Below are 20,430 nucleotides of genomic sequence, written 5' to 3' on the forward strand. Positions count from 1 at the left end.
CCGATGTCCTGGCATCTGTCGTCCTGGTATCTACTGCTCGTGCTGCTCGTCGGCCTGGAGCGCGTCGCCGAACTGGTCGTCGCCCGCCGCAACGCGCGCTGGAGCATGGCGCGCGGCGGGGTGATGTCCGGGCAGGGACACTACCCGTGGATGGTCGCCCTGCACACCGGCCTGCTCGCCGGATGCCTGTTGGAGGCGGGCCTCGCCGACCGGCCCTTCGTGCCCGCGCTCGGCTGGCCGATGATCGTCCTGGTGGTCGCGGCGCAGGGCCTGCGCTGGTGGTGCATCACCTCCCTGGGCCCGCAGTGGAACACCCAGGTCATCGTCGTGCCCGGCCTGGCGCTCGTGGAGCGCGGCCCCTACCGGCTGCGGTGGCTGCGCCATCCCAACTACGTCGCGGTCGCCGTCGAGGGGGCCGCGCTGCCACTGGTGCACACCGCGTGGGTCACCGCGCTGGTGTTCACCGTGCTCAACGCCGCGCTGATGGTGGTGCGGATCCGCTGCGAGAACGACGCCCTGGCCTCACTCGCCGCGGCGCCACCCGCCACGACGTCGTCGACCACCGTGGCGTCCACTGTTCCGTCCACCGTGTCGTCCACCGTGGCGGGAACCCGGCCGTCGAAGGACGCGCCGGCCACCGACGCTCCGCCGGGCACCGGCGGGACACCGACGTGATCGACGTCCTGATCGCGGGCGGAGGTCCGGCTGGTCTCGCCACCGCCATCCACGCCGCCATGGCGGGAATGGAGGCGGTCGTCGTCGAACCCCGCGCCGTCCCGGTGGACAAGGCGTGCGGTGAGGGGCTGATGCCCAGCGGGACCGCCGCCCTGGGGGCGCTGGGAGTGCGGGTCGAGGGCAGGCCGCTGCGCGGCATCCGCTACCTGGACCGGCGGCACGAGGTGGAGGCGGCGTTCCGCGACGGGTCCGGCCTGGGCGTGCGGCGGACCGCGTTGCACGCCGCTCTGGCCCTGCGGGCGCGGGAACTGGGCGTGGAGGTCGTGCCCGGCAAGGTGGACGGCGTACGACAGGACGGCGACGGGGTCGAGGCCGCGGGGCTGCGTGCCCGATGGCTGGTGGCCGCGGACGGCCTGCACTCCCCGTTGCGCGCCCTGCTCGGGCTGGAGCTACCGGGACGCGGACCGCGCAGGTACGGGCTGCGGCGGCACTACCCGGTCGTGCCGTGGACGGACTTCGTCGAGGTCCACTGGGCGGCGGACGGCGAGGCGTACGTGACGCCGGTGGGCGAGAACCTGGTGGGCGTCGCCGTGCTGAGCTCGCGGCGGCGCGGCTATCCGGAGCACCTGGCGGACTTTCCCGCACTTCTGGAACGACTGCAGGGACCGGCCGCGACCCCGGTGCGCGGGGCCGGGCCGCTGCGCCAGCGGGTGCGCGCCCGGGTGGCCGGGCGGGTGCTGCTCGTCGGCGACGCGGCCGGCTACGTCGACGCGCTCACCGGGGAAGGGGTGTCGCTCGCGCTGACGTCCGCGCGGTTGCTGGTGGACTGCCTGCGGGCCGGCACCCCCGGATCGTACGAGGCCGCCTGGTTGCGGCTGTCCCGGCGCCACCGGTTGCTCACCGGGGCGCTGGTGGGCACCCGCAGGTACCGGACTGCGGGGCGGCTCATCGTCCCGGCCGCCCGGCGGATGCCCTCCCTGTTCGGCGCGGCGGTGCACGCCCTGGCCTGACCCTCACCGGCGCGGCGCGTACGGGAAACACACCTAGCGCGAGACCTGGTGGACGATGCCCAGCCTCGGGGCGTAGTGGTTCGTGCCCTGGAAGCGGATCCGCCACTCACCACCCGTGCGATCGCCCACGGCCCTGGTGAAATGTCCCCGGGAGTCGGTCGTGGCACCGGCCACCTTCGTCCAGCGGGCCTTCTCCCCCGGCCGGTGCAGGATCTCCACGGGCTGGCCGGGGAAGGGCGCGTAGTCGAGGTCCCCCTGGGGATCGACCCTGTTCAGCACGCCCGTCACCCGTACGCCCGAGCCCTCTCTGACGGCCTCGACCCCGCCGAACCTGGTCAGGCGCTTCAGCAGGAAGCCCGTGTGCCCGGTCACCTCGGCGCCGTCCGCGCCTTTGGCGGTCACCGAGACCGTCCAGGGTCCCGCCGGGTACCAGCGGTTCAGGCTCCTCTCCGGGGCGAACCGCCAGGTCTCCCAGCCCGTCCCCGGGCGGGAGCCGCCCCCTCCGCTCGTCGTCCCGGCCGCGCCGGGGGCGAGTCGGGCGGAGGAGGCCGGGCCGGGCACCGGACCGGGCGCGAGGGCCGGGCCCCGGCCTGGCCCCGGCCGTGCGGGCGTCCCCGAGCGGGACGCGGTGACGGGGAAGGAGGTGTTCGCCGAGGCGGGAGGCGCACCGGGCTCGACCTTGATCCTCACCCCCTCGGGGCCGGTGACCCCCCGGGCCACCACCTCTATCACCATGCGTACGGAGTCGGCGGGCCCGACCACGGGGGTCGCGGGGCGCAGGGTCACCGAGCGGATCGTCAGGTCCTCGACGGCCGCGGCCGGGGCTCCTACCGGTACCGGCAGGGTCGCTGCTCCGGCCGCCAGGGAGGCGAGAAGAACTCTCATCGTCATGATCAGGACGCTAGGAGGCCACCGGTAACAAGCAGGTAGAGGACACACGCCCCGTTGGGCAAAGCGAGGACCGACCGCCGCGACCGCTTTCCGGCAGGGACCCGCGCCCGGGGAGGGAGGGGCCCGGCGCCCGGCGACGGCGGGCGCCGGGCGGCTCGTGGACGGCCCGCGATCAGCTCTCGTACATGCCGTCGATGATCTCCGCGTACCTGGAGTGGATGACGCGGCGCTTGAGCTTCAGGCTCGGGGTGAGTTCCGCGCTCTCGGCCGTCCACTCCACCGGCAGCAGGCGCCAGCGCTTGACCTGCTGGACGCGGGCCAGCTTCTCGTTGGCGGCGGCGATCGCGCCCTCGACGGCCTTGAGGACGTCGGGGTGCTCTGCGAGGTCTGCCAGGGTGGTGAACGAGATGCCGTTGGCCTGCGCCCAGCCGGGGGCCACCTCGCCGTCGAGGGTGAGGATCGCCACCGGGTACGGCCTGCTGTCGCCGTAGGCGAGGGCCTGGCCGATGAGCGGGTGCTCCTTGAGGTGGTTCTCGATGTTGGCCGGGGAGATGTTCTCACCTCCGGAGGTGATGATGAGCTCCTTCTTGCGGTCGACGATGCTGACGAAGCCGTCCTCGTCGATGGAGCCCACGTCTCCGGTGTGCAGCCAGCCGTCCTCGTCGAGGAGTTCGGCGGTGGCCTCGGGGCGCCCGAGGTAGCCGCGGGTGTTGGCCGGGCTGCGGGTGATGATCTCGCCGTCCTCGGCGATCCGGACCTCGACGCCGGGGCCGGCCTGTCCGACCGTGCCGAGTTTGAAGCGGTCGGGGGCGTTCGCGGTGAACGCGCCGGTCGTCTCGGTCATGCCGTACACGTCGAGGATCCGCAGGCCGAGGCCGGCGAAGAAGCGCTGGACCTCCAGCGGCATGGGCGCGGCCGCGGTGGCGAGCCAGCCCGCGTTGTCGAAACCGATCATCGATCGGATGATCGAGAGCAGGGCGGCGTCGGCCTGCTCGTAGGCGGCCAGGACCTCGGGCGAGGGGGTGCGCCCGTACTGGTTGGCCTCGACGTAGGCGAGCCCGGCGGCCATCGCCCTGCGCACGCCCTCCTGCTGCTCCTCCGGCTGGGTCGCCAGCAGTGCCTGCAGGCGGGCCATCATCTTCTCCCACACGCGTGGCACGCCGAAGAACAGCACCGGCTTGACCTGGCCGAGGGTGGCGCCGAGCTGGGTGAGGTCGGTGCAGAAGTGGGTGTGGGAGAACTTGAAGAGCGGCAGGTAGAGGCTGAGCACCCGCTCGGCGATGTGCGCGTAGGTGAGGTAGGAGATCTGGGTGCCGTTGTTGGGCAGGTCGGCCATCCGGGTGGTGGCCACGACCTCGAAGAACACGTTGGAGTGGGTGAGCGGCACGCCCTTGGGGTTGCCGGTGGTGCCGGAGGTGTACAGGACGGTGAGAACGTCGTCGGCGGTCACCGCCCGCCAGCGGGCGTCGACGGCGCCGGGATCGGCGGCGAGCGTCTCGCGGCCGAGGGCCAGGAAGTCGTCCCAGGAGAGGAAGCGGTCGCCGGCCGGGGCGCCCTCCAGCACGATGACCTTGCGCAGCCCGGGGAGTTCGTCCAGGACCGGCTCCCACCTGGCCAGCTCGGCCGGTCCGCCGAGCACCGCGATCCTCGCCCCGACGTCACCGGCCACGAAGGCCACCTGTTCCGGGGCGAAGGTCGAGTAGACCGAGCAGGACACCCCACCGGCGTGCACCGCGCCCAGGTCCGCCAGCACGTGCTCGCTGCGGTTGACCATCATGAGCGCGACCGCCTCGCCGGGCTCCAGTCCGAGGGCGGCGAAACCGGCCGCGATCTCCAGAATCTGCTGCCTGGCCTGGGAGTACGTCAGGGTCGACCAGCCCCCCTCCACCGGGTCGGAGTACGCCGGCGCGTCGGGGTTGCTCTCGGCCGCCTCCTTCAACTGATCGCAGACCGTGCGGTTCGCGATCTCCCGCTCGATCGCCGCACGCTCCTCAAGGACACCGGCCATGACGTGCCTCCTGAAAGTGTTCACTTGCACGAGTGGCATGCATCGCACCACACGCCGTTCCCCTCGGACAACCCCCTGAAAGAAAGAAGAAACGCCCCGTCGCGCAGCCGTCTTTCCCACGCGGACGGGACGCGTACGTAGAGTTAGCCTCTGATCACGCGATGACGTTCGGGGGGACGCATGCCATCGGGGAGACGAGCTCGCGAGAAGACCTTCTTCGGGCACCCGCGCGGCCTCGCCACGCTGTTCGGCACCGAGATGTGGGAGCGCTTCAGCTGGTACGGCCTGCGGGCCATCCTCGCCACCTTCATGGCCACCTCCCCCGCCACGGGTGGCCTCGGGCTGACCCAGCAGACCGCCCAGGCGATCATCGGCATCTACGGCGCCCTCATCTACCTCGTCGCCCTGCCCGGGGGGTGGATCGCCGACCGGATACTCGGCGCCCGCAGGGCGGTGCTGTGGGGCGGCGTCGTCATCATGTTCGGCCACATCAGCATGGCCGTCCCCGTCAGCGGCGGCGTCTTCGTCGCGCTCGGCCTGCTCCTCATCATCGCCGGGACGGGGCTGCTGAAGCCCAACATCTCCACGATGGTCGGCAAGCTCTACCCCCCGAACGACGACGCGCGCAGGGACGCGGGCTTCTCCATCTTCTACCTGGGCATCAACATCGGCGCCTTCGTCGCCCCCATCGTCGTCGGCTGGCTCGCCGCGGGTGACCGCTGGCATCTGGGCTTCGGCGCGGCGGCGGTCGGGATGGCCCTGGGCCTGACCCAGTACGTGCTGGGCGCGCGCCACCTCATGGGCGTGGGCGAGCGGCCCGGCCACCGGTTGACCTCGCGCGAGCGCGGGCACTTCACCCTCGCCCTCGTCGTGGCCGCCCTCGTGGCAGGGGGCGCCCTGGCCGCGTGGGTGGCCTCGGGCACTTTCAGCCTCGACGCCTTCTCCCTGGTGATGACGCTGCTCATCGTGGCCGTGCCTGTCCTCTACTTCGGCTACATCCTGCTGGGCAGCCACAACCTGACCGACGACGAGCGTTCCCGGATGAAGGCCTACGTCTGGCTCTTCGCCGCCGCCGCCGTCTTCTGGATGATCTACGATCTGGCCCCGTCCGTGCTGCTGTTCTTCGCCCAGAACAACACGGACCTGTCGCTCTTCGGCCTGTCGATCACCCCGGCGACCACTCAGGCGTTCAACCCGTTGTTCATCATGATCTTCGTACCGGTCTTCGCGGCGCTCTGGGTCCGGCTGGGAGACCGGGTGACCGCTCCCCACAAGTTCTCCGTGGGACTTTTCATCAACGGCCTGAGCTTCATGATCATGGCTCTCGCCGCCATGCTGGCCCAGACGGGGAGGATCTCGGTGTGGTGGCTGGTGCTGGTCTACCTCGTCCAGGTCTTCGGGGAGCTGGCGCTGAGCCCGGTCGGGCTCTCGGTCACCACCAAGCTCGCCCCCGAGGCGTTCAAGAGCCAGATGCTCGGGCTGTGGTTCCTCTCCTTCTCGGTGGGTGACGCGGTGGGCGGGCAGACGGGACGGCTGAGGAACCACATGTCGGAGCCCGCGTACTTCCTCACCCTCGCCACGATCTCCATCGTGGCGTCGCTGGCGCTGCTCGCGTTCGCCGGCAGGCTGCATGCGATGATGCGCGAGCACCGGACGCCGAGCACGGCTCCGCCACGCTGACGGTCCCTTCGATCCAACGGAAAGCCCATATGTCCGGTCATGGGATGATTTATCTGTGAATATGGTGCTTGATCTCGTCGGGATCTTCGTCTTCGCCCTCTCGGGCGCCCTCGTCGGCGTACGCAGGCGGCTCGACGCGGTGGGCATGGCCGTGCTGGCCGAGATCACCGCGCTGGGCGGCGGGATCCTGCGCGACCTGATCCTGAACGTACGGCCCGCGGCCTTCTCCAGTGTCGGCTACGTGGTCGTTCCCCTGGTGGCCACGGTGATCGTGTTCTTCTGGCATCCGCACGTCGAGCGGGTGATGCCCGCGGTGAACGTCTTCGACGCCGCGGGACTCGGCCTGTTCTGCGCGGTCGGCACCGAGAAGGCGATGTACTTCGGCCTCACCCCGCTGCACGCCGTCCTGCTCGGGGTCACCACCGCGATCGGTGGCGGCATCCTGCGCGACATCCTCGCCGGGCAGATCCCCACCCTGCTGTACGACCGCCAGTTGTACGCGGTGCCCGCCATGCTCGGCTCGGCCCTGATGGCGTTGCTCTACACCCTCGCCCTGCACGGCTGGCCGGCCACGCTGTCCGCCGCGATCCTCGCCTTCGGGTTGCGGATCGCGGCCATGCGGCTGAAACTGCGGGCCCCGCTGGCCAGGGGCGTCACCTCGGACTGAGCCGCGCGCCCCGCCCCTGCCAGAGGACCCCGTCGGCTCACAGAGCCGTTCACGGGGCCGTTCACGGGGCCGTTCACAGGGCCGGCGTGAGGGGCTCGGCGGGCCGGGTGCCGTACGCGCCCCTGATCCTGGCCTCGGCGATGCGCCGCACCGCCTCGACGAGGACCTGGGGCGGATGGGTGAAGGGGAGGCGGAGTCTCCCCTCCAGGGTGCCGTCCACGCCGAACCACTGGCCAGGGGCGAGACGAACCCCCTGGCAGGCGGCCGCGTCGGCGAGCGCGGTGGCCGTGGGGCCGGAGAGCCGCACCCAGATGTAGCCGCCGCCTCCTGGCATCGTGAAGCTCCAGTCGGGCATGCGCGCCGCCAGCTCGGCCGCCAGGACGTCCCTGGAGGCGCCCAGGAGACGGGCCCGCTCGGTCCTGGCCTCCTCGATGTCCTCGAACAGCCTGGCCACCACCAGCTGCTCGAAGAGAGGGGTCGCGATGTCCACGGAGGCGCGGAGCATCGCCAGATGACGGACCGTGGCGGCGGTGGTGCGGATCCAGCCGATCCGCAACCCGCCCCACCACAGCTTGGACGCCGAGCCGATGGTGATCACTCTGCCGTCGGTGTCGAAAGCGGCCAGCGGCGTGACCCCGGGCCCCTCGTCGATCGCGAGCTCGCTCCAGCTCTCGTCGATCACCAGGGTGGTGCCGTACCGCCTCGCCGCGGCGGCCAGGGCCGCCCGCGCGGTGTCGTCCATCAGATGCCCGGTCGGGTTCTGGAAGTCGGGGATGACGTACACGAGGCGGGCGGCCGACTGGCGCATCGCGCAGGTCAGCAGGTCCAGGTCACGCCAACCCTCGTCGGGGACGCCGACCGGGACGATCCTGGCGCCGCGCATCCTCGCCAGGCTGATGACGTGCGGGTAGGTGGGCGACTCCAGCAGCACCGGGTCTCCCGGGGAGAGCAGCATCGCGGTCACCAGGTGGATGGCCTGCTGGGCGCCGGCGGTGACCAGGATCTGCTCGGGCCGGGTGGCCACCCCGCGCGCGGTGTAGCGGGCCGCGATCGCCTGGCGCAGCGGAGCGATCCCGACCGGGTCGTAGCCCATGCCGAGCGTGTAGCGGGGATACTGGCCGCCTGCGGCGGCGATCGCGTCGGGCAGCGACGAGATCGCGCTCGGGGCCGCGGCGTGCAGCGGCAGCAGCCCGTCGTCCACGGCGGCGATCCACGGGTTGTCGGCGCCCAGCGAACCCGCGTCGGGCAGCGCGGTCCAGCTCCCCGCCCCCTGCCTGCTCTCCAGGTATCCCTGCTCGCGGAGCAGGTCGTAGGCCGAGGTCACGGTGGTGCGGCTGACGCCCAGGGCCTCGGCGAGGTGCCGCTCGGCGGGCATGCGCACCCGCACGGGCAGTCGCCCGTCGAGGACCAGCGACCGCACGGTCCTGGCCAGGACCCGGTAGTACGGCCTGGCGGCGGGGTCGATCGCGAGGAGGCGGGCGAGCTGGGTACCGCTGAGATACCGGTCCATGGCGGCCATCATAAAACCACTTCTCGAAATTGGCCCTTTCGATCCGGCCGCGTGGACTGGACGATTAACGCCATCATGAGCGAACTCTCCCTGTCCACCCTCGCCTCCCTTCCCAACCGGCTCACCCGCCTGTACACGGGCCTCGCCCTCTACGGTGTCGGTGTCGGCCTGCAGATCGAGTCGCGGCTGGGCGGCAGCCCCTGGGACGTCTTCCATCAGGGGCTCTCCATTCACATGGGCCTCTCGATCGGCACCTGGATCATCATCGTGGGCGCCCTGGTCATGCTGCTGTGGATCCCGCTGCGGCAGAGACCGGGAGTGGGCACCCTCAGCAACGTCGTCTTCCTCGGGCTGTTCGCCGACGCGGCCATGTGGCTGCTACCGGCCCCGGACGCGCTCGCCGTGCGCTGGATCTACCTTCTGCTCGCCGTCGTGGCCACCGGTGCGGCGACCGGCCTCTACATCGGCGCCGGGCTCGGCCCCGGGCCACGCGACGGCCTGATGACCGGACTGAACCGCCTGGGTCTGTCCATCCGCCTGGCGCGCACCGTCATCGAGGTCACCGTGCTGGTGGCGGGCTGGTTGCTCGGCGGGACCGTGGGGGTGGGAACGCTGGTCTTCGCCCTCGCCATCGGGCCGCTGACCCAGTTCTTCATGCCCAGGACGCGGCCGGGCGCCCGGTTTTTCCGGAGGCCGCCATGGACCGTGCGGAGGCATTAGCGTCAAGGCATGTGGATTGAGGACTACGCTCTCGTCGGCGACATGCAGTCGGCGGCCCTGGTCGGCCGGAACGGCTCCATCGACTGGCTTTGCCTGCCGCGCTTCGACTCGCCCTCCTGCTTCGGGGCGCTGCTCGGCGACAGGGAGAACGGCCAGTGGTGGATCGGTCCCGCGCACGCCGAGCGGCCGCGCGCCACCCGGCGCCGCTACCGGGGCGAGTCCCTCATCCTGGAAAGCGAGTGGGACACCCCGGACGGCACGGTCAGGGTGACCGACTTCATGCCCACCCGGCACACCAACCCCGACCTGGTGAGGATCGTGGAGGGCGTGTCCGGGACGGTACGGATGGCCACCGAGATCCGCGTCCGCTTCGACTACGGCCGCATCGTGCCCTGGGTGCGCCGCAGCGACGGCCTCCTGCAGGCCATCGGCGGGCCCGACTCCGTGTGGCTGCACTCCCCCGTCCCGCTGGAGGGCGGCGACTACGCCCACCGGGCGAAGTTCGAGGTCTCCGAGGGCGACAGCATGGCGTTCGTCTTCACCTGGCACCCCTCGCACGAACCCAGGCCCGTCGAGATCGACCCGTACGAGCAGCTGGCCGAGACCGATTCGCTGTGGGCCGAGTGGGTCGAGGGATGCACCTACCAGGGGCCGTGGCGCGAGGCCGTGGTCCGCTCGCTCATCACGCTCAAGGCGCTCACGTACGCCCCCACCGGCGGCATCGTCGCCGCCCCGACCACCTCGCTGCCCGAGGACCTCGGCGGCGTCCGCAACTGGGACTACCGCTACTGCTGGCTGCGCGACGCCACCATGACCCTGGACGCCCTGATCGGCGCCGGATACCTGGAGGAGGCGGGCGCATGGCGGTCCTGGTTGCTGCGGGCCATAGCGGGCCGCGCCCAGGACCTGCAGATCATGTACGGCGTCGCGGGGGAGCGCAGGCTGACGGAGCAGGAGCTCGACTGGCTGCCCGGCTACGAGAACTCCCGGCCGGTCAGGATCGGCAACGGCGCGGTCGACCAGCTCCAGCTGGACGTCTACGGCGAGGTGATGAACTCCCTGCACCTGTCCCGCGTCTCGGGCCTTGAGGCGGACCATCGGGCGTGGACCCTCCAGTACGAGCTGATCTCCTACGTCGAGAAGCACTGGGAGGACGCGGACGAGGGGCTGTGGGAGGTCCGCGGCCCGCGCAGGCACTTCGTCCACTCCAAGGTCATGTGCTGGGTCGCCGTCGACAGGGCGATCAGGCAGGTGGAGTCCTTCGGCAAGTCCGCCCCGCTGGCGCGCTGGAAGGAGCTGCGCGACCGCATCCACGCCGAGATCTGCGACAAGGGCTTCGACCCGGGGCGTCGCACCTTCACCCAGTCGTACGGCTCGCAGGAGCTGGACGCGTCCCTGCTGCTCATCCCGATCGTCGGCTTCCTGCCCCCGGAGGACCCCCGCGTGGTCGGGACGGTGGAGGCGATCCAGCGCGAGCTGATGGTCGACGGCTTCGTGCTGCGCTACCCGGTCTCCCCCGACAACGACGTGGACGGCCTGCCCGGCGGTGAGGGCGCGTTCCTGGCGTGCAGCTTCTGGCTGGCCGAGGCCCTCGCGATGATCGGCCGCAAGGACGAGGCCGTCGAGTTGTTCGAGCGCCTGCTGGCCCTGCGCAACGACGTCGGCCTGCTCGCCGAGGAGTACGACCCCCGATACGGCCGGATGGTCGGCAACTTCCCGCAGGCGTTCAGCCACGTTCCACTGATCCACGCCGCCCGCGCGCTCAGCTGAGCCGACGACACCCAGACTCTTTCATCCCACTTCATCCCTCTTAGTCCGAATAAGTCATGACAGGCAGCCGACTTTTCGGAAATTTGCTAAGAAATCTGGGATCTGGCTGCAACAATCCGGTGCGATCGTGACTCTCACCCGATGTAACACCACCGGAAAGGAACGAACCAATGAGCGATTTCGACGTGACCACCACTGATCTGGTCGACTACGACGGCGACGGGAGCACCGACGCCCAGCTGATCGACGTCGACGGTGACGGTCTCGCCGACGAGGAGCGCTACGACATCGACGGTGACGGCGTCACCGATGTCGTCTACCTCGACCACGACGGCGACGGCTACATCGACGAGACCCGCGTCGACCTGAACGGCGACGGAGTCGCCGACTACACCGAGACCGTGGGGCCCTTCCCGACCGTCTGACCGAAAGAGAACGGCACGAGCCCGTGTGATCTCACCGCGAGGGGACCCGGATCCGGGTCACACGGGCGGGCCGACGAGGAAGGCTTGCGATGAGGACGCGACCCGCGGTCCTTCCCCCGTTCCCGGTTCGGGCGACGCCCGCCGAGAGCGGGAACACGCCGGGCGGCCGGGACGGTGAGGTGTGAACACCGGACCCGCGGACCTGCTGCGCCGCCTGTGCGACACCACCTCGGCCAGGCTTTCCGGCGCCGAGCTGCGCGAGCGGGTGGGGCAGGTGCGCGCCGGCCTCGACGCCCCGCTGCGGGTCGCGGTGGCGGGCGCGGTGAGCAGCGGCAAGTCGACGCTGGTGAACGCCCTGCTCGGACTGCCCGTCGCCCCGGTGGACGCGGGCGAGTGCACCTTCGTGGTGACCCAGTACGAGTACGGCGAGGACGACGGCCACATCACGATCGAGCTCACCGACGGCGGGGTGGCCCACTCCCGGCTGCTGCCGGGGCATCGGCTCCCCTCCGAGTTCGGCGTCGACGTGGCCGGGATCCGACGCCTGCGGGTCACCCTGAATCTGCCGTCGCTGCGCACGATCACCATCGTCGACACCCCCGGCATGAACACGGTGACGGCCGCCAACGAGCGGGCGGCCAGAAGCATGCTGTTCGGCTCGGGAGACGAGGACGACCGCGCGCAGGCGATGATCTACGTGCTGCGTTACGTCCAGAAGTTCGACGACACCACCCTCGCCGAGTTCCGCGGGCTCACCGACGCCTGCGGCATGAGCTGCGTCAACACCCTCGCCGTGCTCGGCCAGATCGACCGGCGCGGCGACGAGGGCGACCCGTGGCCGACCGCGAGGCGGCTGGCCGCCAAGGGGTACGCGGACCTGCGCACCTCCGTCTTCGACGTGGTCCCGGTGATCGGCCTGCTCGCCGAGACCGCGCGGGCCCACCCGCTGGACACCGAGGAGGCCGAGGCCCTCACGGCGCTGGCCGGGCTCGACGAGGACGACCTGGAGGACTACCTCCTGGACCTGGACGACTTCCGCTCGGCGCCCGAGCTGCCCGTACCGGCCGAGGTGCGGCACCGGCTGGTGGAACGGCTGCACCGCTACGGCATCACCAGCGCGGTGGACGCGGTGCGCGCGACCGGCACCGCCGACCCCGAGGCGCTCTCCGCCCACCTGCTGGAGCGCTCGGGTTACTCCTCCGCCGGCCGGGCCGCGACCGGCTCGGTGGCCGCGGGCATCACCCACTTCGCCCGCCGCGCCGACCAGCTGAAGGCACTCGACGCGCTCACCCGGCTTCGCGCGATCGCCCGCACACCCGCGATGGGGGCCGACCGCGCCACCTTGGACGCGCTGGCGGCCCAGCTCGACGAGAACCGGCCGATCGCGACCTCCCTGGGCGGCCTGCGGATCTTCACCGCCGCCGAGGCGCTCGGCCGCGGCACGCTCGTGCTGGACGAGGAGATGACCGCCGAGCTCCTGCGTCTCGCCCGCCACGACGACCCCGCGGAGCAGCTGGGCCTGCCCGCGGGAGCCCCGGCCGCGGAGATCGCCGCCGCGGCCACGGCGGCGGCGATGCGCTGGCGCACCCTCGCCATGATGAGCGAGGGCAGGACCGGCGGGCACCGGGCCAGGGACGTGCTGACCGTCCTGGAGGACCTCGTCTCGGCGGCGCTGGACGAGGTGGCTCTGGAGGAGGCGGCTCCAAAGGAGGCGTCGAGCGGGTCCGCGCGGGACGGGCGGGCGTCCTCCGCGGGTGCCGGGGGCGGCGAACCGCTCCCGGTGGTCCGCGTGGACCCCGCCGCGATCGAGGCGCTGCGGGCCTCCCCCATGGTCCCCGCCGACGACCGGCGGGCACTGGAACTCCTTCTTTCCGGATCCGAGCTGGCCACCCAGCTCGGGGCGCCGCCCGGGGCACCGCGCGCCGAGGTCGCGGGGTACGCCGCCGCCCTCAGTGCCCGGTTCCGTACCCTCACCCACCGGCCGCTCTCCCTGCGGCAGCGACGGGCGGCCGAGACGCTGTGCGAGGCGTACGAGACCATCTGGTCACACTACGGCGACGGTTCCTGAGTACGGCTCCGGCCCATCCCCCGCGACCCCCGACCATCCTCGACAGGAGAGACCGACCATGACGACCCCCGACCCGGCAGGCCCCGTGGCCAGGCTGCTGCGCTACGCCAACGAGGTCCACGCGCTGGCCGGGCAGTGCGGCAGGAAGGACCTCGCGGAGGTGCTGGCCGCGTGCGCGGGCCGATGGAAGGACGAGTGCACCGACATCGTGGTCGCCGGGGCACAGAAGCGCGGCAAGAGCCGGCTGCTCAACACGCTGGTGTCCCACCCCGACCTGCTGCCCGTCGACGCCGATGTCGCCACCAACTGCTTCCTGTCGCTGCGGCGCGGCCCCCGGCTCGCCGCCGTCGTGCACCGCGGCACCGACGCGGGGCCGGTCCAGATGCCGATCACCATCGAGTCGATCCCCGACTACGCCTCGATGCGCGGCGACGCGGGCAAGCGCCGCGACGTCGTCAGCGTCGACATCACCCTCGACAACCCGCTGCTCGACGGCCTGCGGCTGCTCGACACCCCCGGCGTGGACAGCCTGACGGTGGGCCACCGGCAGGTGACGGTGGCCATGCTGCAACGGGCCGACGCGCTGTTGTTCACGCTCAGCGCGCAGGACCAGCCGGTGCTCAGGCACGAGCTGGAGTTCCTCGCCGAGGCCGCCGAACGGGTTCAGGCCATCGCGTTCGTCCTGACGAAGGTGGAGGACTCGGCCAACTGGCGCGCTCTGCAGGAGGAGAACAAGGCGCGCCTCGCGACCTTCGTCACCGAGGCGATCGCGGCGAACCCCCGCAGGGCGGCGACGCTCGCCCCACTCCTGGAGGCGCCGTGGATCCCGGTGAGCGCCAAGCTCGCCGAGGCCGCGGAGGCCAAGCGGCGTGAGGGACGCACCGAGCGCGCCGACACGCTGCGGGCGCGCAGTGGCATGGACGTGCTGGAGCGGTACCTGCGCGGCTTCGCCGAGGGCAGGGACTCCGCGCGGGGCGCCACGGTGGTCGCCGCCGCGCTGTCGGTGCTGGCCTCGCTCGCGACCGGCGCGAAGGACGACGTCGCCGCGGGCTCCGACGACGAGGGCGACGTCACGGCCCGGCTCGCCGAGGTGGACGCCGGCCTGGCGGAGCTCGCCGAGCTGGCGGGGCGCCGCAGAGCGGGCGCGGTGGCCAACACCTTCCTCGGGCGCGAGGTGGCGGGCATCGTGGCGGCGCGGGTGTCCGAGATCCGCCAGCCGTACGAGAACACGATCGCCACGCTGAAAAAGCAGGCCCAGATCGACCAGTACATGGCGGAACTACCGGAAAGCGTGCAGCGCTCGCTGGAGGCGGCGTGGTCGCAGATCGTCTACGACGTGGAGAAGCTGTCCAGGACCACGCTGGACGCCTTCGCCCGCGATCTCGGCCTCGACCCGGTCGATTTGGCCACCGACGGGCGCGCGATGCCCAGCCTGTCGCAGGTCCAGGTCAGGGGCGACCTCGCCGCGGACGACCCCGGCAGCGTGGATCTGGTCCGTGACGTGCTGCCCTCGGCCTCGATCGGGTTGTCCCTGGGCGGATTCGCCACGGCCCTGCTCGGCCCGGTGGGCTTCATCCTCGTCGCCCCGGCCATCGGGGCGGCCATCTTCATGGGGCGGCGCTCGATGGAGAAGGTGCAGCGCAGCCAGGCGGCGATCAGGGGAGCGCTGCGCGACCAGTTCTCGGTGGTCGCCAGGGAGATGACGCTCGACCTGGAGCGGATGGTGGCGACCTGGCGGGTGGGCGTCGAGCAGACCGCGGACGAGAGCCTGGCACGGCGCCGCAGGGAGCTGGAGACCAGGCGGGCCGAGCTGAAGTCCGCCTCCGCCCGCTCGGCCGCCGAGCGTCTCAAGGCTCGCAAGTCGGGCGAGGATCGCATCGCCGCGATCGGCACCCTCACCAAGCGCGGCGAAGAGCTCCGCAGGGAACTGGCCACCGCGGTGGCCGCCCTGGGCGCGGAACGGCCGGTGCCCGCCGCGACCTGACCGGTCATCTCCCGGTCGCGCGATCGCGGCCGGGGCCTGTCCCGCCGTCCGGCGGCCGCCGGAACGACGACGCCGCAGCGGTCTTCGTCCCGTCCGGCAGAGGGCCGCGAACGATCAGAGCGGCAGGTGCACCAGGGTGGCGGGCTGGTCGCGGGTGGCGCCGGTCGCGTCGGCGGGGCGGTGCAGGCAGAGCAGGCCGGTGGGAACCCGGGCGACCGGCTCGAGCACCCCCGGCGTGCGGTGCACCTCCCGCGCCCCCGCCGGGGTGATGTGCAGCAGCCTGCTGCGCCCCGCGTCCAGCATGGTCATCCACATCGAGTCGCCGTCGGCGACGAACCTGGGGCGCTCCCAGCGATGCCGCGAGGTGAGGTGACCGGCCAGGGTCGCCGACTGCTTGCCCATCAGGAACTCCAGCGTCTGGGAGCGTTGGTCGAAGATCCCGACCGACCAGCCCCTCGCGGGGCTCACCTGGTCGGTGCCGACCGCGTAGATCTGATCGCCCGCGGGGAACCAGCGCAGCGCGCCGCCCCGGGGCCGCGGCATGATCAGCCTGGTCCTGCCGTCGGCGGTGTCGGCCTCCAGCCCCGCCGAGCCGGAGGTGAACCACCTGCCTCGATGCAGGACCACTTGATGCAGCCAGCTCCGCCCCGGCTCGCGCACCGTCGGGCGTACGACGCCGCCGGGGTCGACCAGGCACAACACCTGCCACGGCCTGAAGTCCTGGTGCCGGTTCTGGAACATCGGCTTGTTGCTGCTGAACTGCCCGAGCACCACGGTGCAGCCCGGCGCGCCCACCGAGGGCGACGGCTCGCTGCCGCTGGGAGCCTCCTGGTCGAGCAGCCGGCGCAGCCTGTTGTCCTCGTTGAGGAACCACTGGGCGTACGGGCCCAGCTCGCGCGGCTGGGGGGCCTGGAACGCGAAGGTCCCGCCCAGGTCGAGCTCGATCACGGCCAGGCTCCCGGTCTCCCCCCAGGGCAGGCCCATCGTGGCGTCGACCGGGACGGGCTGCCGGGAGTGGAAGAAGACCCACGCCGTACGGCCGTGAACGATCACGGTCGGGTCGTCCCACATCTGTGCCGGGTGGGTGGCGCGAACGGCCAGGTCGGGGGTGAGGGTACGGACCAGCACCTGCGCGGGCCCCACCTGTTCCACGGCCACGACGCCCTCACCGGACGCGGCCCACTCCACGAGCCTGCCGAAGCGGAACTCCCTGTCGTGACGACCCCCGGCACCGTCGAGCCTGCGCAGCAGGTGGCCGCTGTCGAATGCCTGGTGGACGAAGACCCTGCCCGCCTCCGCCCTCGCATCGAGCACGGCGTCCATGACCTTCTCGATCCCCTGGACGGTGGGCCCGCCCAGCGTGCCCCCCGCACCCGCACCCGCGGCCGAGCCGGTGACGGCCCGGTGGCCGCCGGTGGCGCTGCCCTCGGGGCCGGCGAGCACCCGATGGTCCCCGGTGGCACCGCTCGCCGGGCCGGTGAAGGCCCGCTGCGCCGCGGCCGGGACGGCGACCGACGCCTCGGAAGGCCGGTGGCCACCCGCCCCGAGGGCAGCGCCACCCGCGAGGACCGGGGAATCCGCCACCGGGCCGGGGAAGGACCGCTGCCCCGTACCGGAGAGCCGCCCGGCGCCGGGAGGAACCGGATGACCGCCGGTGACGGGAGCGGAGCCCTTGCCCGGCTCACGGTGTTCGACCTTGAGCTTCCAGGCCAGCTGCGCGGCGCCGTACGCGACCACGATCTTCGGGTCGTCGTAGGTCCTGACCCGCTCGCCGAAGCGCTCACGCACGGCCTGCTGGACCAGCGGCATCCTGCTGGGCCCGCCGGTCATGAACACCGCGGCCAACTCGTCCATCTCGACCCCCGCGCCGCGGATCGTCTCGTCGAGGATGTCCACCGTCCTGCGGATGTCCTCGCCGATGAGATCCTCCAGGTCGGCCCTGGTGATGTGCACGTCCTCGTTGATGCCCACCACGTAGTGGGAGGAGGTGTCGAACTTCGACAGCGTCTCCTTCGCCTCCCTCGCCATCTTGAGCAGGTCGGCGGCGTAGCTGACGTAGCGACGCTCGGGGTTGGTCGTCACCTGCTGCCACCAGTCGGCGTCGATCCGCTCGATCTGGGCGCCGAGGAACGCGAAGACCTGCTCGTCGAAACCCTCGCCGCCGATCTCGTCGCTGCCTCCCGGCTCGCCGACGACCGCGAAGTCACCGCCGTCCACGGTCAGGACGGCCGCGTCGAACGTGCCGCCGCCCAGGTCGTAGACGGCGAGCCGTGACCCGCCGACCGCCCGCCCCGCGGACGCGAAGTATCGGGCCGAGGCCACGGGCTCGTCGATGAGCGCGATCCGCACCCCGCTCACGACCTTCCTCGCCGCCGCCAGCAGCACCGCCTTGCGGTCGACGCCCCAGGCCACCGGGTGGGTGAGCGCGATGCAGTCGGGGTCGGCGCCGTCGAACCGCCGACGCCCCTCACTGACGAACGGTTCGAGCAGCGCCGCGAGGGCGTCGGCCACGTCCACCGGGACGCCTCCGAGCAACATCCGCTTCCGGCCGACATAGCGCTTCGGGTTGCGCTCGACACGCTCGGGATTGGTCGCGATGCCCCGCTGGGCGACCCTGCCCGCCACGAGCGTCCCCCGCTCGTCCAGCATGACCGCGGAGGGAATGCGCCGCTCTCCCTCGACCTCCAGGACGTCGAAGCGCCCTTCCGCCGCCATCACCCCGGCGGAGAAACTCGTCCCCAGATCGACACCGAGGCACCACTGCGCCATGTCCACTCCTTTTGAACTTCTCCCCGGCCGGATCGACCGGAGACTCTCCCCTCACGTCGCGGTCAAGCGGCGCGAGGGGGTTCACGCCTCGCAGACCGGACGCCCCCGGGGTCTCCACGTCCTGACACCGGCGTTCCGACGGCGTTCGTAGATCCGGGTCCCATCATTCCGCATCCGGCGACAACGGTCGGAGCACGAAAGGAAACGTTCGGGGACCGGAAAGGCGGGGCGGTCGCGTCCCCATCCTCTCGCGACCGCGCCGGTTCCGTCTCCTGCACGGTTCGCCGCGGCGCGAGGGGACCTCGGGACGCGAAGGGCCGGGCGCGGGTGACCGTCTTCGCGGGAATCAGCCGCCGATGCCGCCGTCGGGGCGGACGGCCAGGGCGGCGATGACGCGGGCGAAGTCCGGCGGGGGCGCGACCACCAGCCGGGTCTGCCCGCCCTGACTGACCAGGTCGGCTCTGATCAGGGAGAGGCGGCCACCGTGCCACCAGTAGACCTGGGGGCTGAGCGCCCCGGCGCGCATGTCGAACTCCCGCTGGGCGAACAGCCGGAGCCGCTCGATCGCGCGGACCACGCCGATGCCCTCGACCGGGTGGACCACGAGCGTCGCCGGGTCGGGCAGGGCGACGAGGACCCCGTCGGAGGGAACCGGCAGGTAGTCGCCCAGCCTGCGCAGGTGGGCGGCGGCGCCCTCGGTGGGACCGGTGAGCCTGCGCACGGCCACCCCGCCGAGATCACCCTCGGTGACCGAGAGCCGCTCGTCCCCGCGCGCGTTGTCCAGGGCCAGGTCGAGGGCCTGGGCCGCGGTGATCGGCCAGCAGCCGACCTCCTCGGGGCGGACCGGGCGCCCGGCGTCGCCGTCACCGACGGTGAGCACCTCGACCAGGTCGGCGGTGAGGTGACGCCCGACCACGCGGGCCGGATCGAGGTCGTCGTCGAGCTGGATGCGGGTGCGCAGCAGCGGGCGTACCTGCTCCAGGTCGCAGGCGTCGAACGGCTCGTCCACCGTGGCCAGGGTGTGGGACAGGTACGCGGAGACGATCACGGGCCAGTCCTCGCGGGAGCGTCTGAGAGCCTCGGCGCGCAGCCCGGCCAGGCGCACCACGACCCGGCGCGGGCCGGTGAGCGTGAGGGTCCCGCCGCCGGGATCGAAGGAGCAGGTGTAGCCGAGATTGTCCGCGACCAGGGCGAGCAGGGAGTCGAGATCGACCTCTTCGACCGGACGCCTCGGCGTCTCGGTCCGCCGGTCACGGTGCCGCCGGAACAATCTCACGCGTGCGCCCCCTCTGCCGGTTTCCTCCTAGGTTCGCACCTAGAGTGCCTTGCCGACGCCCCCTGTTGAGTAGGCCAGAGAGCACGATTTTGCATCAATAGCACCAAGTGTCCCGAGCAATACAGAAAACTGTGGCTCTCCATGCCCGATCGGGAGCCCTGCGATAACGGGCACCCCGAGCGGTGCGAGCAGCTCCTCCAGCACCGGGTAGGGATCGCCACAGCCGACCCAGGACCCCAGGACGAACCCGGCGGCCCCGTCGAGTGCCCCGGTCTGCAGCAGCTGGACGAGCATCCTGTCGATCCGGTACGGCGCCTCGGCGACGTCCTCCAGCAGGACGATCCGGCCCCGCGCCGACAGCGCGTACGGAGTCCCGCAGAGCGCGGCCAGCAGGCTGAGGTTGCCGCCGGTGACCGGCGCCGTGACGTCGCCGGGAACGATCACCCGGTCGCCGGTGATCGTCGGCGGGGCTCCGGCGAGCGCTGCCGTGAAGTTCTCGAAGGTGCGCGGCTCGGGCCCCTCGGGGTCGCTGATCGTGGAGCAGGCCGGCATCGGCCCGAACCAGGAGGCGACGCCCAGTTCCACGGCGAACGCGCTGTGCAGGGCGGTGATGTCGCTGGAGCCGACGAGCGCCTTGGGACCGGCTGCCCGCATGGCGTCCCAGTCGAGGTGGCCGAGAAGACGGGTCGCGCCGTAACCACCGCGGGCGCAGAACACCGCGCTCACCGCGGGATCGCACCAGGCGTCCAGCAGATCGGAGGCGCGGGCGGCGTCGGAACCCGCCAGGTAGCGGTCCCTGTCGAGAGTGTGGGCGCCGACGACGACCTTCAGCCCGAGCCCCTCCAGGACGCGAACGCCGCGCGCCAGCCGCTCGAAATCGGGAGGTCCGGACGGGGCCACCACCGCCACCGTGTCGCCGGGACGCGGCAGAGGCGGGACCGGTATCCCGGCAGCCGGTTCGTTCACTCCGCAAACGG

Annotated in this window: 15 protein-coding genes; 9 read left to right on the plus strand and 6 right to left on the minus strand. The window is 72.0% G+C overall.

Translation table 11 applies throughout. The annotated features are described in order from the left end of the window. The first annotated feature begins 3 nt into the window (after nucleotides 1-3). A complete protein-coding gene (locus ACIBH4_RS12735; RefSeq protein WP_362765063.1) occupies nucleotides 4-675 on the plus strand; it encodes an isoprenylcysteine carboxylmethyltransferase family protein in 672 nt (223 codons plus the stop codon). Next, nucleotides 672-1,685, plus strand: a complete 1,014-nt coding sequence (locus ACIBH4_RS12740) for an NAD(P)/FAD-dependent oxidoreductase (RefSeq protein ID WP_362514141.1) — start codon at nucleotides 672-674, stop codon at nucleotides 1,683-1,685. The genes ACIBH4_RS12735 and ACIBH4_RS12740 overlap by 4 nt, the downstream gene beginning before the upstream one ends. A gap of 33 nt (nucleotides 1,686-1,718) precedes the next feature. Here the strand turns inward: ACIBH4_RS12740 and ACIBH4_RS12745 are convergent, their stop codons facing one another. Together ACIBH4_RS12745 and ACIBH4_RS12750 are read right to left on the minus strand one after the other, a co-directional pair. Continuing rightward, complete coding sequence (locus ACIBH4_RS12745; RefSeq protein WP_362514138.1) at nucleotides 1,719-2,576, minus strand: hypothetical protein; 858 nt, start codon at nucleotides 2,574-2,576, stop codon at nucleotides 1,719-1,721. A 172-nt stretch (nucleotides 2,577-2,748) separates the two neighbouring features. After that, nucleotides 2,749-4,584, minus strand: a complete 1,836-nt coding sequence (locus ACIBH4_RS12750; RefSeq protein WP_362514135.1) for an AMP-dependent synthetase/ligase — start codon at nucleotides 4,582-4,584, stop codon at nucleotides 2,749-2,751. 180 nt (nucleotides 4,585-4,764) lie between these two features. Between ACIBH4_RS12750 and ACIBH4_RS12755 the strand changes: the two genes are divergently transcribed. Together ACIBH4_RS12755 and ACIBH4_RS12760 are read left to right on the plus strand one after the other, a co-directional pair. Continuing rightward, entirely contained in the window at nucleotides 4,765-6,264 is a 1,500-nt protein-coding gene (locus ACIBH4_RS12755) for a peptide MFS transporter (protein WP_362765060.1), read from the plus strand. Between the two features lie 61 nt (nucleotides 6,265-6,325). Further along, nucleotides 6,326-6,931, plus strand: coding sequence for a trimeric intracellular cation channel family protein (locus tag ACIBH4_RS12760; protein ID WP_362514384.1), 606 nt, complete (start codon nucleotides 6,326-6,328; stop codon nucleotides 6,929-6,931). Nucleotides 6,932-7,004: 73 nt separating this feature from the next. Here ACIBH4_RS12760 and ACIBH4_RS12765 read toward each other — a convergent pair whose 3' ends face one another. Further along, complete coding sequence (locus ACIBH4_RS12765; protein ID WP_362765057.1) at nucleotides 7,005-8,441, minus strand: PLP-dependent aminotransferase family protein; 1,437 nt, start codon at nucleotides 8,439-8,441, stop codon at nucleotides 7,005-7,007. A gap of 75 nt (nucleotides 8,442-8,516) precedes the next feature. Here ACIBH4_RS12765 and ACIBH4_RS12770 point away from each other — a divergent pair, with 75 nt between their 5' ends. The 5 genes from ACIBH4_RS12770 (at nucleotide 8,517) to ACIBH4_RS12790 (ending at nucleotide 15,408) form a co-directional block, all read left to right on the plus strand. Next, complete coding sequence (locus tag ACIBH4_RS12770) at nucleotides 8,517-9,161, plus strand: hypothetical protein (RefSeq protein WP_362514379.1); 645 nt, start codon at nucleotides 8,517-8,519, stop codon at nucleotides 9,159-9,161. 9 nt (nucleotides 9,162-9,170) lie between these two features. After that, nucleotides 9,171-10,931, plus strand: coding sequence for a glycoside hydrolase family 15 protein (locus tag ACIBH4_RS12775; RefSeq protein ID WP_362765055.1), 1,761 nt, complete (start codon nucleotides 9,171-9,173; stop codon nucleotides 10,929-10,931). Nucleotides 10,932-11,101: 170 nt separating this feature from the next. Further along, nucleotides 11,102-11,356 (plus strand): hypothetical protein, encoded by a 255-nt coding sequence (locus ACIBH4_RS12780; RefSeq protein WP_362514121.1) that lies wholly within the window; start codon nucleotides 11,102-11,104, stop codon nucleotides 11,354-11,356. Between the two features lie 181 nt (nucleotides 11,357-11,537). Continuing rightward, entirely contained in the window at nucleotides 11,538-13,424 is a 1,887-nt protein-coding gene (locus ACIBH4_RS12785; protein WP_362765051.1) for a dynamin family protein, read from the plus strand. A gap of 58 nt (nucleotides 13,425-13,482) precedes the next feature. After that, nucleotides 13,483-15,408 carry a dynamin family protein gene (locus tag ACIBH4_RS12790; protein WP_362514116.1) on the plus strand — a complete coding sequence of 642 codons (1,926 nt, stop codon included), beginning with the start codon at nucleotides 13,483-13,485 and terminating at the stop codon, nucleotides 15,406-15,408. Between the two features lie 114 nt (nucleotides 15,409-15,522). Here the strand turns inward: ACIBH4_RS12790 and ACIBH4_RS12795 are convergent, their stop codons facing one another. From ACIBH4_RS12795 to ACIBH4_RS12805, 3 genes are all read right to left on the minus strand, one after another. Beyond that, the gene (locus tag ACIBH4_RS12795; RefSeq protein ID WP_362514111.1) at nucleotides 15,523-18,177 is read right to left on the minus strand and encodes an Hsp70 family protein; all 2,655 of its coding nucleotides are present in this window, start codon (nucleotides 18,175-18,177) and stop codon (nucleotides 15,523-15,525) included. A gap of 346 nt (nucleotides 18,178-18,523) precedes the next feature. Continuing rightward, on the minus strand, nucleotides 18,524-19,453 hold the full coding sequence (locus ACIBH4_RS12800) for a hypothetical protein (protein WP_362514108.1): 930 nt from the start codon (nucleotides 19,451-19,453) through the stop codon (nucleotides 18,524-18,526). A 39-nt stretch (nucleotides 19,454-19,492) separates the two neighbouring features. Then, nucleotides 19,493-20,419 (minus strand): LD-carboxypeptidase, encoded by a 927-nt coding sequence (locus ACIBH4_RS12805; protein WP_362514105.1) that lies wholly within the window; start codon nucleotides 20,417-20,419, stop codon nucleotides 19,493-19,495. Between the last annotated feature and the right edge of the window lie 11 nt (nucleotides 20,420-20,430).

The sequence above is a fragment of the Streptosporangium sp. NPDC050284 genome (assembly GCF_044459525.1).
In the GTDB taxonomy this organism is placed as follows: Bacteria; Actinomycetota; Actinomycetes; order Streptosporangiales; family Streptosporangiaceae; genus Streptosporangium.

Coding starts and splice junctions, on each gene's coding strand:
- ACIBH4_RS12765 (WP_362765057.1), bottom strand. CDS start 8,441: ATGGACCGGTATCTCAGCGGTACCCAGCTCGCCCGCCTCCTCGCGATC.
- ACIBH4_RS12745 (WP_362514138.1), bottom strand. CDS start 2,576: ATGACGATGAGAGTTCTTCTCGCCTCCCTGGCGGCCGGAGCAGCGACC.
- ACIBH4_RS12795 (WP_362514111.1), bottom strand. CDS start 18,177: ATGGCGCAGTGGTGCCTCGGTGTCGATCTGGGGACGAGTTTCTCCGCC.
- ACIBH4_RS12775 (WP_362765055.1), top strand. CDS start 9,171: ATGTGGATTGAGGACTACGCTCTCGTCGGCGACATGCAGTCGGCGGCC.
- ACIBH4_RS12780 (WP_362514121.1), top strand. CDS start 11,102: ATGAGCGATTTCGACGTGACCACCACTGATCTGGTCGACTACGACGGC.
- ACIBH4_RS12770 (WP_362514379.1), top strand. CDS start 8,517: ATGAGCGAACTCTCCCTGTCCACCCTCGCCTCCCTTCCCAACCGGCTC.
- ACIBH4_RS12755 (WP_362765060.1), top strand. CDS start 4,765: ATGCCATCGGGGAGACGAGCTCGCGAGAAGACCTTCTTCGGGCACCCG.
- ACIBH4_RS12750 (WP_362514135.1), bottom strand. CDS start 4,584: ATGGCCGGTGTCCTTGAGGAGCGTGCGGCGATCGAGCGGGAGATCGCG.
- ACIBH4_RS12735 (WP_362765063.1), top strand. CDS start 4: ATGTCCTGGCATCTGTCGTCCTGGTATCTACTGCTCGTGCTGCTCGTC.
- ACIBH4_RS12760 (WP_362514384.1), top strand. CDS start 6,326: ATGGTGCTTGATCTCGTCGGGATCTTCGTCTTCGCCCTCTCGGGCGCC.
- ACIBH4_RS12790 (WP_362514116.1), top strand. CDS start 13,483: ATGACGACCCCCGACCCGGCAGGCCCCGTGGCCAGGCTGCTGCGCTAC.